Source organism: Shewanella sp. SM21, assembly GCF_025654335.1.
Classification (GTDB): domain Bacteria; phylum Pseudomonadota; class Gammaproteobacteria; order Enterobacterales; family Shewanellaceae; genus Shewanella; species Shewanella oncorhynchi.
Window position 1 is genome coordinate 136080 of record NZ_JAKKRL010000004.1, and the last position, 11899, is coordinate 147978.

The 11899-nt window shown below is 45.6% G+C and carries 11 protein-coding genes and 1 riboswitch; of the genes, 4 read left to right on the plus strand and 7 right to left on the minus strand.

Features of this window, described 5'->3' with window-relative positions; genetic code table 11:
- Nucleotides 1-27: 27 nt before the first annotated feature.
- Nucleotides 28-813: an ROK family protein gene (locus L5L94_RS06715; protein WP_263162071.1), complete on the plus strand. Its 786-nt coding sequence runs from the start codon at nt 28-30 to the stop codon at nt 811-813.
- A gap of 350 nt (nt 814-1163) precedes the next feature.
- Nucleotides 1164-1252: riboswitch (cyclic di-GMP riboswitch) on the plus strand.
- 113 nt (nt 1253-1365) lie between these two features.
- Nucleotides 1366-3972: a glycosyl hydrolase family 18 protein gene (locus tag L5L94_RS06720; protein WP_263162074.1), complete on the plus strand. Its 2607-nt coding sequence runs from the start codon at nt 1366-1368 to the stop codon at nt 3970-3972.
- A gap of 132 nt (nt 3973-4104) precedes the next feature.
- Here L5L94_RS06720 and L5L94_RS06725 read toward each other — a convergent pair whose 3' ends face one another.
- The gene (locus L5L94_RS06725) at nt 4105-4575 is read right to left on the minus strand and encodes an FKBP-type peptidyl-prolyl cis-trans isomerase (RefSeq protein ID WP_028761331.1); all 471 of its coding nucleotides are present in this window, start codon (nt 4573-4575) and stop codon (nt 4105-4107) included.
- Nucleotides 4576-4825: 250 nt separating this feature from the next.
- On the opposite strand from L5L94_RS06725, the gene L5L94_RS06730 reads away from it, so the two are divergent.
- A complete protein-coding gene (locus tag L5L94_RS06730) occupies nt 4826-6181 on the plus strand; it encodes a short-chain fatty acid transporter (protein WP_263162077.1) in 1356 nt (451 codons plus the stop codon).
- Between the two features lie 74 nt (nt 6182-6255).
- Here L5L94_RS06730 and L5L94_RS06735 read toward each other — a convergent pair whose 3' ends face one another.
- The 5 genes from L5L94_RS06735 to L5L94_RS06755 form a co-directional block, all read right to left on the minus strand.
- Complete coding sequence (locus L5L94_RS06735; protein WP_012587132.1) at nt 6256-6723, minus strand: Sbal_3080 family lipoprotein; 468 nt, start codon at nt 6721-6723, stop codon at nt 6256-6258.
- Between the two features lie 82 nt (nt 6724-6805).
- Nucleotides 6806-7312 (minus strand): DUF1294 domain-containing protein, encoded by a 507-nt coding sequence (locus tag L5L94_RS06740; protein ID WP_263162080.1) that lies wholly within the window; start codon nt 7310-7312, stop codon nt 6806-6808.
- Between the two features lie 29 nt (nt 7313-7341).
- The gene (locus L5L94_RS06745; RefSeq protein ID WP_263149049.1) at nt 7342-8547 is read right to left on the minus strand and encodes a DUF418 domain-containing protein; all 1206 of its coding nucleotides are present in this window, start codon (nt 8545-8547) and stop codon (nt 7342-7344) included.
- 199 nt (nt 8548-8746) lie between these two features.
- Nucleotides 8747-9184, minus strand: a complete 438-nt coding sequence (locus L5L94_RS06750) for a nucleoside deaminase (protein WP_028761325.1) — start codon at nt 9182-9184, stop codon at nt 8747-8749.
- A 65-nt stretch (nt 9185-9249) separates the two neighbouring features.
- Nucleotides 9250-10167 (minus strand): LysR family transcriptional regulator, encoded by a 918-nt coding sequence (locus L5L94_RS06755; RefSeq protein WP_263162083.1) that lies wholly within the window; start codon nt 10165-10167, stop codon nt 9250-9252.
- Nucleotides 10168-10302: 135 nt separating this feature from the next.
- On the opposite strand from L5L94_RS06755, the gene xapA reads away from it, so the two are divergent.
- Nucleotides 10303-11130: a xanthosine phosphorylase gene (xapA, locus tag L5L94_RS06760; RefSeq protein WP_263162087.1), complete on the plus strand. Its 828-nt coding sequence runs from the start codon at nt 10303-10305 to the stop codon at nt 11128-11130.
- A gap of 212 nt (nt 11131-11342) precedes the next feature.
- Here the strand turns inward: xapA and L5L94_RS06765 are convergent, their stop codons facing one another.
- Nucleotides 11343-11843 (minus strand): hotdog fold domain-containing protein, encoded by a 501-nt coding sequence (locus tag L5L94_RS06765; RefSeq protein WP_198573750.1) that lies wholly within the window; start codon nt 11841-11843, stop codon nt 11343-11345.
- Between the last annotated feature and the right edge of the window lie 56 nt (nt 11844-11899).

An 11899-nucleotide genomic window follows, 5' to 3' on the forward strand; every position in this document is an offset into this window, starting at 1 on the left:
GGGGCACATGTATCAGTGGAGTAAGCGATGCAAATACTAACAATAGATGTGGGCGGTACCAAAGCCCTGTTCGAACTTCATCTCGCGGGACATACAGAACAATATAAAATCCCCACAGGTGAAGGTTTTAAAATTGAAGAGTTAAATAATCAAATCGCGGCGTTTGAACGTGATTATGATTTACAGCATTACCAACTAGCGATTGCCGTACCTGGACTGGTACAAAATAATCGTTTGGTTTCTTGTAAATCTTTACCTGGACTCAATGGATTGAGCTTCGATACAGTCAAAACCCAGGGTGAGCTTAAGTTTATCTGCAACGATATCGATGCGGGTATGCAAGCGACTTGTGATGCCAAATATGCCTGTGAGTTATTGGTCATGTGCGGCACTGGGATCGGTATGTCTATTGCCTTTAATGGACAAGTCTTTACGGGAGCGACGGGCGTGGCGGGGGAGTTGGGGCCTTGTCGCGTGATGACCGAATCTGGCGAGTTTAGTTTAGAGCAACTGGCCAGTGGCGATTCAGTGCGCAGCCGCAAAATCTCCACTCAGGATGATTTATATCGCGCGGGCAGTTATCTCGGCATGGGATTAGCGTGGGCGGTTAATTTATTTAATCCCAATCGAATTTGGCTCGCTGGCGGTATGATGAATAGCGCTCCTTACTACAAAGGCTGTCTCGAAAGCTTAAAGAAAATGGCATTGAGCGCGCCCTTAGCAGAGATGAAAATCAATCGTGTCGATGATATGGAAACCTTGGTTTGCCGCGGTTTATCTGTGATGCTCGCAAGGGACTACCCCCGCGCATAAGAATAATAAATGCCCCGCGCATAAGGATCATAATGTTGCTCGACAATGGTTTGCGCCATGAATGTTTAGTGATTGAGGTTTAGCTGCATAAGCGACGTAAATTGTGAAATATAAAGCAGGACTTATGATGCCTTTGGCATATCGAGTCCTGTTTTTTTTATTCTTAAAGTATTCAGATAATCCTCATTATCCAAAGTAAATATTAGCGATAGTTTAATTTGCATAATTCCTTTCCTATCAGATGCCTAGTTCTATTTACGATTTTAGCCAATAACACAGTTGATAATATTTTGTTGCAATTTTATTGCGCTTACGCTTATGCTGATATTTGCAATGACAACGTTGTCATTGTGTGTAAAAGGCAAACCAGTTGAAAAACTGGGACGCAAAGCCTCCGGTCTAAGGGTTCGTCTGTACCTATGATAGCGGGGATACCACAGGTTTTTCTTCGTGCAGTTGTCAGTCGTTTTGCATGGTTTTAAGAGAGTGTTGTTTCCTGTTTACGCTTTGTTTGCCTTATTGATTCATATAAAAATTCAATAGGGATATCTCATGTTCAAGACTCAAATTTCAACATCAGCCTTGCTAGTGGCATCAGCGCTGGCATCTACCATCAGTGCCAGCGTTTTTGCAGCAGCGCCCGGTAAACCGACTTTAGGTTGGGGCGAAACTAAGTTCGCTATTATTGAAGTGAATCAAGCGGCTACCGCTTACAATCAATTAGTTACGGTGAAAGATGCCGCCGACGTCTCCGTCAGTTGGAACCTTTGGAGTGGCGATGTGGGCAATAAAGCCCAAGTGTTGCTCAACGGCAATGTGGTTTGGGAAGGCCCATCTGGCGCGTCGGGAACCGCTAACTTTAAGGTGAACAAGGGCGGCCGTTATCAGATGCAAGTACAACTGTGTAACAGCGATGGTTGTACGGCGAGTGATGCTAAACAAATCCTCGTGGCTGATACTGACGGCAGCCATTTAGTGCCACTCAATGCTCCCCTAAAAGAAAACAACCGTCCCTATGCTAATAAATCAGGCAAAGTGGTGGGAGGTTACTTTGTCGAATGGGGCGTATACGGCCGTAAATTTCCGGTCGATAAGATACCTGCGCAAAACTTAACCCATATTTTATATGGCTTTACCCCAATTTGTGGTGGTGATGGCATCAATGATAGCTTGAAAGAAATCGAAGGCAGTTTCGAAGCGTTGCAACGTGCTTGTAGTGGTCGTGGTGATTTTAAAGTTGCGATTCACGATCCTTGGGCGGCGATTCAAATACCGCAGGCGGGAGTGAGTGAGCATTCAGATCCTTACAAAGGTAACTTCGGTCAATTGATGGCACTTAAGCAAGCACATCCAGATTTGAAGATTTTACCTTCGGTCGGTGGTTGGACCCTCTCGGATCCCTTCTTTTTCTTTGGTGATAAAACCAAGCGCGATATCTTTGTCGCTTCGGTGAAAGAGTTTCTACAGACATGGAAATTCTTCGATGGCGTTGATATCGACTGGGAATTTCCAGGGGGGAATGGCGCTAACCCAAATTTAGGTAATGCCAATGACGGTGAAACCTATGTGACTCTGATGCGTGAACTGCGGGCAATGCTTGATGAACTAAGCGCCGAAACGGGTCGTACCTATGAGCTGACCTCTGCTATTAGCGCAGGTGACGATAAAATTCAAAAAGTCGATTATCAGGCTGCTCAGCAGTACATGGATTACATCTTCTTGATGAGTTACGACTTTAATGGTGGTTGGACTAATACTGAACTCGGCCATCAAACCAATCTGTATGAAGCGAGTTGGGATCCCAATACTCGTTACACCACAGCTAATGGCGTTAATGCGCTGTTAGGCCAAGGTGTGACCCCAGGGAAAATTGTGGTCGGTGCCGCTATGTATGGCCGCGGCTGGACAGGTGTGAATGGCTACAGTGGTAATAATCCTTTCACGGGGACGGCAACGGGCAAAGTAAAAGGTACTTGGGAAGCTGGTGTGGTGGATTATCGTCAGATAGCGAACGATTACATGGGAAGTGGTTGGACTTACAGCTATGACGAAACGGCCGAGGCGCCATCTTTGTTCAAGGCATCTACTGGCGATTTAATCACTTTCGATGATGCTCGTTCAGTTAAAGCTAAAGGGCAATATGTGCTTTCTAATCAACTTGGTGGGCTTTTTGCGTGGGAACTTGATGCCGATAATGGTGACATTCTGAATGCCATGCACGAAGGTTTAGGCCATGGTGAAGGCACCACTCCGCCAGTGAATAAAGCGCCCATTGCCAATGCTGGCGCGGATGTGAATGTCACCGGTCCCGCCGATGTGACGCTCAATGGTAGCGGTTCGCGCGATCCTGAGAATAGCGCGCTGACGTATTTTTGGACGCAAGTGTCTGGCCCAACAATTACCATCGCGAATGCGGATATGGCGAATGCGACTATTCAACTGGGAGCAACCCAAACCGATGTCGCCTATGGTTTTAGCCTTAAAGTCACCGATCCTGAAGGGCTATTTGCCAGCGATACTGTGCTGGTGACGAACAAGGCTGATACGCCTAATCAAGCACCTGTAGTGACTCTGGCTCCGACTGCGACAGTTGAAGCGGGTAAAACCGTCAGTATAGTGGCGAATGCCTTCGATGCAGATGGTGATGCCTTAACCTACGCTTGGACTGTGCCCGCAGGCGTGTCGGCAATCGGACCAAATAGTGCCACGTTAGTCGTTACTGGCCCCAATGTTACCGAAGCGACCCTCTATGGTTTGAGCGTGCTGGTTTCCGATGGTGCCTTAGATGCGAGTGCATCGACGAATCTGACCGTGACGCCAAAAGTGGTAGGTGGTGGGTGCGATGCAACCGATCCCAATGCCGGTAACTATCCTGCTTGGCAAACCAGTGTGGTGTATAACACGGGCGATACTGTGAGTCATAGTCAGTTGGTATGGAAAGCAAAGTATTGGACGCAGGGTAATACGCCATCTCGCATCGCAGACCAATGGCAGCTACTCAGCCAAGTTGATCTCGGTTGGGATGCGGGTGTGGTGTATAATGGCGGTCAAACCACCAGCTATAACGGTCGTGTATGGAAGGCGAGTTACTGGACTAAAGGTGATGTACCGGGCGTTGCGGCGGTATGGGTTGATATTGGCGCGGCAACCTGCCAGTAATCATCCAAAACTTTGATATTATTGGTTAAAAAATAAAGCCCTGCGAAGATTCAGGGCTTTTTTCTTTATTAAGCGTTAGGTTTTTTTATGAATACAGCCGAATGCGTTAAGACAGACTCATTGAAGACTGATTTAATCAATCTTAAGCAGTTCCACATCAAAAATTAACACAGAACCACCACCAATCTTGCCCGTACTACGGTTACCGTAGGCGAGTTCACTGGGAATAAAAAAACGCATTTTATCGCCAACAACCATAAGCTGTACGCCCTCGGTCCAACCTTTAATCACCCTATTAAGCGGAAATGCGATGGGTTCGCCGCGATCAACCGAACTGTCAAACACAGTACCGTCAATCAAAGTGCCATGGTAATGGACTGTCACTGTATCGCTGGCTTTAGGATGAACTGTGCCATCGCCCTGAGTTAATACTTGATATTGCAAACCTGAAGCTGTGGTGATCACACCTTCTTTGGTTTTGTTTTGTGTTAAAAACTCATTGCCTAAACGGATATTTTCTTGGGCGGCTTTTTGGCCGTTCATCGAGGTAAAGAAGTAAAAAATCACCCCAGCAATCACCACAACGGCAAGTAACATTTTCATATAAAGAGCACCTTAGTTAATTTTTGCCATATTATCAGTTTTTTAGCATCAGATGCTATCGGCACTCGCGTGTGCGTTGAGCGGGATATCTGGTGCTACCAGTTCAAACCGTTAAAAACTCCCTCAAGACTTTATCCTGCTTTAGAGATCGCTTAATCTGTGGGCTTAAGACTCAATAAAAATTCAATAAAAACAAATAAGAACTAGGGCGTGTTGACGTTTTAGTTCAGATAATAAACAAGGAAAGTCTATGTTAAACAAAGCGGCAAAACCTTTGGTCAAACTCGTCGACCGATATCTACCCGATCCCTATATTTTCGTGCTTTTACTTACCTTAGTCGTATTAATTGCTGCTGTGGTCGCCGAACATAAAACCCCGCTGGAAGTCATCAATTATTGGGGCGATGGCTTTTGGACGCTGTTAAGTTTTTCGATGCAGATGCTGTTAGTGCTGGTGGCAGGATTTATGTTGGCAAGCTCGCCGCCGATTAAAAAGCTGCTCGATGCCATTGCTGGATTGGCTAAGTCGGCACCACAAGCCATTATTTTAGTGACTTTGGTGTCACTGGCCGCCAGTTGGATTAACTGGGGTTTTGGGCTAGTGGTGGGCGCGTTATTTGCCAAAGCCTTAGCTCGCAAAGTGAAAGTGGATTATCGACTGCTGGTCGCCAGCGCCTATTCCGGCTTTGTGGTTTGGCATGGTGGGCTTGCGGGTTCGATCCCATTAACCATAGCGACGGTGGGGCATTTCTCTGAATCGCAAATCGGTATCATCCCCACCAGTGACACCATTTTCGCGAGTTATAATTTATTGTTAGTGGCAATTCTGTTTGTGGTCATGCCCTTAGTAAATCGCTTTATGTTGCCAGAAGAAAAAGACAGTGTTTATGTCGACCCAAGCGCCCTTGATGACAAAGGCGCTGAACTTGATGCTTTGGCGTTAGAGCTTAACTCTGCAAATGTGAGTGATCGTCAGCCTGAAAGCCGTCCTGCGGATAAGTTAGAAAATAGCCGTTTACTCGGCTGGAGTGTAGGTGGCGCTGGGCTTGTATATTTAGGTTATTACTTTTGGGTGCAGGGCGGCAGCTTAAATCTCAATTTAGTGAATTTCTTATTTCTGTTCCTCGCCATACTGTTACATCAAACACCACGCAGTTTATTAACCAGCTTGAATGAGGCCATTAAGGGCGGCGCAGGGATTGTTATCCAATTTCCCTTTTATGCGGGCATTATGGCTGTGATGGTGCAATCGGGTTTAGCCCAAAGTATTTCGGAAGGTTTTGTGGCCATCGCTAGCGCCGAGAGCCTGCCATTTTGGAGCTTTATCAGTGCAGGAATTGTGAATATTTTTGTGCCATCGGGAGGTGGCCAATGGGCCGTGCAGGCACCGATTATGTTACCCGCCGCACAGGCTTTAGGTGCAGATGTCGCTCGGGTCGCAATGGCCGTTGCTTGGGGAGATGCGTGGACTAATTTGATTCAACCTTTCTGGGCACTGCCTGTGCTGGCGATTGCAGGCTTAAAAGCACGGGATATTATGGGTTTTTGTTTAATGCAATTGATGATCACTGGCGTGATTATCAGTATCGCGTTGAGCTGGTTTTAAAGATAATAAACAGTGCAAAACTAAACAGGGTAATTCAATGATTACCCTGTTTTTTAGTTAAGGTTTCAATGATATTAATCGCTTGAACCATTTACTTTTTTTGTTGCTTCATCAGCGGTGATTTGACCAAATAGAGCTGACATCATATAGCTAATACGATTCGCAGCATTACCAAACTTACTCGGGTTCGCAGTATAGGGTACTTGAAACTTAACACTGCCAACTCTTTGGCCATTCTGAAATGCGTTAATTTCAGCGCTTTTTAAATATAATGCCAAGTCCCAAGTCCAATTACCTTCATATTCTAATGTGAGTTTATTTAAATCATGTTTAGAACCATCAGGCTGCACTGTGTAGGTGTAATTATTTGCTTTTAGCCATGTCTCCATTGTTTCTTGGAAGCCGTCACGTGTTTCTTTATCCTTAATAATGACTATTTCTACATTGTTAGTATTTGTTTCTATTGGTTTTGCTGTATAGCGAGGTGCGGCACAACCCGATAGTATTGCAACACCCAAAACTGCAACTAAAAATTTTTTCATAATTTAACCTTTTGTTTTTATATTAAAATAAGTTAAAGCGTTTTAGTGACAAACTTTTGATTTTCATAGAATCCATTGCTTGCTAGATAAACATATCTACGGCGCCAGTTTTTATGCCATAACCCAGCACGGCTAAGTTGGCGACAACGGTGAGCCAAAAGACGTTTCTAAATGAGGCTTTAATGGACTTGTGTCTTAACAGGTTTTGGGCAAATAGAGCGCCGGGCCAACCGCCCATGAGAGCGAGCAGATGTAATGTGCTTTCTTTAGTGCGCCATTTATTACGTTTAGCGGCGGATTTATCGATGGCATAGGCGATAAAGGTGAGCAGGCTTAGCGTGAGGTATATACCCGCAATCCCGACTGGCAGCATATGTTGCTGCGCTGCGCCGATTAAGCCAGCAAGAAAAATTACCACCAATAACAGCGGCATAAGGCTTGAGCCTGAAGCTGCTGTATTGGATTTTTGAGTGCGGCTACTTTGGGCGCGATTGTTCTGTGTGCGACCGCTTTGTGCTCGACTCTTTTGCGGGCGATTGGTTTGAGGTGAAGCGCTGTTGCCCGTTTTGGTAGTTTTTTTGTTTGTCATTATCTGGTATCAATCTCGTGTCAGTGTTTTTAAGCTTGCTTGTGTTCTTGTGATGCCGTGTATTTTTTTAACACGAGGTGGCGCCACAGTTTCTCCAGCGGCCCTTGCTTGAAATAGCGTAAGTACAGGCTGGCTAACAGTAATTGCACTACTGAATAAACCAGCGCCATGGCCATGTATCCCCATCTATCTAAGCTCAATAGCAATTCGGGAGCTAAGTGTCTAAACACTAACACGCCAATGATGGATTGCAGAATATAGAGACTAAACGCGAGTTTGCCTACATTTTGCAACGAAGTCAGTATATTAGGATTATTCTGGCAAACCTTAACTATAATGTGGATGTAAATCAGCGCCATAGGAATAGCACTTAGCATGATTAACACATCTGAAAACGCAACGAGAATAGTATTTTTCGTTAAACTTAAGATGGTATCAAGCAGTGATAGCGTTACGCTTGCTAGCACTAACTTTACCAGTACCGATTTACTAAAACCTTGCTCAAAAGTCCCTTGTTGATACAAAGCCATTCCGAGCAACATCAAGCCAGCCGTAAACCACATTATGGTAAAAGGGATCACCAGTGCCATATAGCCAACTTGCATCAATTGCAGTAATAGTTGGTCGGCATAGCCAGAGGTCCATGCACTGTATTGCTCTGCAAATAGACTCGATTCTCGAGTGAAAGGTTCATCGCTGCCCGTAAGGCTAACCAGCGTAATGATAACTAAGGCGCTTAAAATAAAAATATTCGCTTTGCGCTTAAGGGCTTCAACACTTAAATCTTTGTAACACAAAGCTAAAAATCCGCTGATGCCATAGGTGAATAAAATATCACCTGACCAAATAAAAATGCCGTGGAGTAGGCCAAATACAATTAACCATTTTAAACGTGATCGCAGTAGGGAATAAGCTTCTAGGCCTTTGGCGCTAAATCGCTGATATTGAATAAAAAGCCCGACACCAAACAAGATGGAAAACAGACTGATAAAGCGTGCCTCGATGAAAAAGTTACTGAACACTTTGATAATGTGATCCGACAGCGGCTGTGTTTCATGGGGCGCATAGCCAAAAAAAGTAATGCCCATAAAATAGATATTCATAAAAAATATCCCCAACACGGCTAAGCCGCGAATAGCATCGAGGTTGGCATTACGCTGTGCGGGTATCGTCATTACAACAGGCTGCGTGGAGTCTGATCTTGACCAAGGGTCTTTAGGTAAGTTTGCTGACACGTTAGCTGAGTTCCTTTCGCTAGTAGACATGTTCCACTTTTCACTGGAATTTGGGAGGGCTAGCCTAGCAGGCGCTAGCCTCCAATGAAATACAGCCAACACAAAAAGTAAAATACAGGAAAGGTAGAAAGTGAATTAGCGCCAATGTAAAAAGTGAAATACAAAAATGCAGAAACGGATTGAGAAGACTGTCGAACCATTACTCGCCGATATCTTCGTTCCAGAGTGTGGGATTACTGGCGATAAAGTCCTGCATCAATTGTTTGCACTCGGCATTATCGACCACAGTGACATCCACGCCGCGGGATTTTACATAGGCTTCTGGCCCTTGGAAGGTAGCGTTTTCACCGACGATGACTTTTGGTATGCCATAAAGTAATACTGCGCCGCTGCACATATCGCAGGGCGATAGGGTGGAATACAAGGTCGCCCTTTGGTACTCGGCGGCGCTAAATCGGCCGGCATTTTCGAGACAATCCATTTCGGCATGCAGTACTGAACTGCCTTTTTGTACCCGTTTATTGTGGCCGCGCCCGACGATTTTGCCATCGATCACTAATACCGAACCAATGGGGATGCCGCCCTCGGCGAGTCCTTGCTTAGCTTCTTCAATGGCTGCCGCTAAAAATTCATCCATCTTGATATCCTTAAAATATGAACCCTGAGTATTGAACTCAGCATAGCACTCGTTTGGGAGACAATCTAGATGGTTTTGATTTGTTGCTTCAATAAGTCCCTCAGGCTATCGAGAATTGGCAGCGAAGCCATTTCTGGCCGATAAATCAGGCAGATATCGGCGGAGATGGTTTGTTTTAACTTAATAAACTTTACCCTAGGCCAAGGTTGTGAAGCATAACTTTGCGGCACTATGGATACCCTGTTATCGCCAGCGATGATAGCCATCAAGCTATTGGGCTCGACCATTTCCTGTACTAATTGCGGCATAAATCCTGCGGCCTGACAGCTGGCGATAATCAAATCGCTAGAGGCGGAATTGGCACGGCTGAGTAAGGTAAAAGGCTCATCTTTGAGTTCACTCAAGTCGATGCTTTTACGTCTGGCTAAGGGATGCTTACTTGCCAGTGCTAACACCATAGGTTCGCTGGTGATGGTTTCGGCGAGAAGGTGCGGCAAATTTAAGGTGTCGGCGTAGCGCACTAGGCCAAAATCGATTTCTTGATGTGCTAAGGCGACTTTTTGAGTTTCAGGTGATAACTCTTGAAATATCAGCTCATTATCAGGGCGTTGCTTGCGAAAGCTTTTCAGTATGTCACCAAATCCCATCCAAAACAGCGAGCTCATGATGCCAATCCGAATATGGTTTCTATCGAGTCGCCCAAGCTGAGCCACTTGTTCCAATGAGGTATTCACCAGCTCGAATATTTGTTCGCACTTCTCTCTTAACAATTGGCCATAGGGCGTGAGCTCGACCTGACGAGTGCTGCGGGTGAACAGCTCAACGCCAAGGAGCGATTCTAACTCTTTGATTTGTGCGCTCAGCGGAGATTTCGATAGATGCAGTTGTTCGGCGGCAGCGGTAAAGTTTTTCACTTCAGCCACTCGATGAAAATACCGCAGCATCTTCAAGGTGACGAGTTCTGATGCGTTTATCGTGCTCATTTTAGGCTCACTATTTTCAGCTATTGTCCTTTTTATCAGCACAATAGTGCGGTTAATCGCGATTATTTGCAATCCTAAGCCCGCTTATACTGAGGGTCGCTTACTCTTTCATTCTTTTGCTATGAGGTACCTTGTATGAGCCATGATCCTGTTATTAATGCCCTTGCGACGATTCGAGCCTGTAAACCGAATTTCTCTCCCCGTGCTGCTATGATTTTGGGCTCAGGGCTTGGCGCGTTTGCCGATAATTTAGATAACAAAGTAGTGATCCCCTATGAAGAGTTAGACGGTTTTCCTGTGAGTACCGTCGTCGGCCACTCTGGAGAGCTTGTGCTCGGCAGCTTACATGGCATCGATATAGTGTGCATGAAAGGCCGCGGGCATTTTTACGAGCACCAAAGTATGAAGGTGATGACGACGCCTGTGCGTACTTTCAAACGTTTAGGGTGTGAATTGTTACTCGTGACTAACGCTGCGGGGTCATTACGGCCAGAGCGGATCGGCGTGGGATCATTAGTTATTTTCAGCGATCACATCAACACTATGCCGGGTACGCCCATGACGGGCGCGAATGATGATAGCTACGGCCCACGCTTTTTTAGCCTAGCCAATGCTTATGATAAAGACCTGAGATCAGAAGCCTTAAGTGTCGCAAAAGCCGCCGGCATTGAAGTGAATCAAGGGGTCTTTGTGTCTTACTCTGGCCCGTGTTTTGAAACCGCGGCTGAAATCCGCATGATGCAAATCATCGGTGGCGATGTAGTGGGAATGTCCGTGGTGCCAGAGGTGATTTCGGCGGCGCATTGTGGTTTGCCCGTGTTGGCTGTGTGCGCCATTACCAATATGGCAGAAGGGTTGGGGGACGTGCAGTTATCCCATGAACAAACCTTAAAATGTGCCAAGCTTGCTGAAGCCGACTTTATCCGTTTAATTGAGCGTTTTACTGCAAGCCATTTTGCTTAATATTTTGCATAACTGTGCTGCTATATTGCGATAGGGCTGCGATTTTAAAAGCTCGTATCTAACAGTTCGTACTTAAACGTGAGCGAGCAAGGCGCCGCACAATTCAGTTCTCCGAATGTTTTTGCGAAATACGGCGGGAGGTTAAAAAGTAAAGGGAGCGAAGCTCCCTTTTTTAAATGCTGACATTAAGTGTAAGTCTTGATTCAAAGCGTTTATTTTTGCGGTTTTTCTGAAATCCACAATTTGATATGTCCTTTCACCACAACCACTCCTTGGGTGTCGTAGGCGGTAACGGGGACCAGCATATCGCCAGGAGTCCATTGCTCTGGGGTCACTTCGGCGACACATAAAATATCGCTGCCTGCTTTAGCCGTATAATCCAAACTCATGCCCTTAGGTATCCAACGTAAATGTTTTGGAATAGAGGCTTCGGCCATCACGCCCATGGCCATTTCTAGACCATTACAAATCGCAATCACATGCACAGTTTTTATATGATTATGAACGGCATGGCGTTTTTTAATTAAACAGGCGCAATGATTAAGGCGTAATTCAGTGATCAGTGGTTTGATGGTGCCGAAATAGGGCGCCATGCGTGAAACCATGATTGAAAACAGTTTTTGGCCGAAGGGATAACGGCGAGTTTTGTGGTAGAGCGCGAGCACTTTATTAGGTTTTTGTTCTGCAGTGCTAGAAGAGTCTGTCTGGCTCATGGTCATCCTTAATAATGGTGCAAAGGGGTGTTGTTATCTTGAGCCTGTTCCAAGTT

Bases quoted from the DNA above. Each gene is read 5' to 3' on its own strand.
- L5L94_RS06715 (WP_263162071.1), top strand. From the start codon at position 28: ATGCAAATACTAACAATAGATGTGGGCGGTACCAAAGCCCTGTTCGAA.
- L5L94_RS06740 (WP_263162080.1), bottom strand. From the start codon at position 7,312: ATGACAAACAAAAAAACTACCAAAACGGGCAACAGCGCTTCACCTCAA.
- L5L94_RS06735 (WP_012587132.1), bottom strand. From the start codon at position 6,723: ATGAAAAAATTTTTAGTTGCAGTTTTGGGTGTTGCAATACTATCGGGT.
- L5L94_RS06725 (WP_028761331.1), bottom strand. From the start codon at position 4,575: ATGAAAATGTTACTTGCCGTTGTGGTGATTGCTGGGGTGATTTTTTAC.
- L5L94_RS06755 (WP_263162083.1), bottom strand. From the start codon at position 10,167: ATGAGCACGATAAACGCATCAGAACTCGTCACCTTGAAGATGCTGCGG.
- L5L94_RS06720 (WP_263162074.1), top strand. From the start codon at position 1,366: ATGTTCAAGACTCAAATTTCAACATCAGCCTTGCTAGTGGCATCAGCG.
- L5L94_RS06765 (WP_198573750.1), bottom strand. From the start codon at position 11,843: ATGAGCCAGACAGACTCTTCTAGCACTGCAGAACAAAAACCTAATAAA.
- L5L94_RS06730 (WP_263162077.1), top strand. From the start codon at position 4,826: ATGTTAAACAAAGCGGCAAAACCTTTGGTCAAACTCGTCGACCGATAT.
- xapA (WP_263162087.1), top strand. From the start codon at position 10,303: ATGAGCCATGATCCTGTTATTAATGCCCTTGCGACGATTCGAGCCTGT.
- L5L94_RS06750 (WP_028761325.1), bottom strand. From the start codon at position 9,184: ATGGATGAATTTTTAGCGGCAGCCATTGAAGAAGCTAAGCAAGGACTC.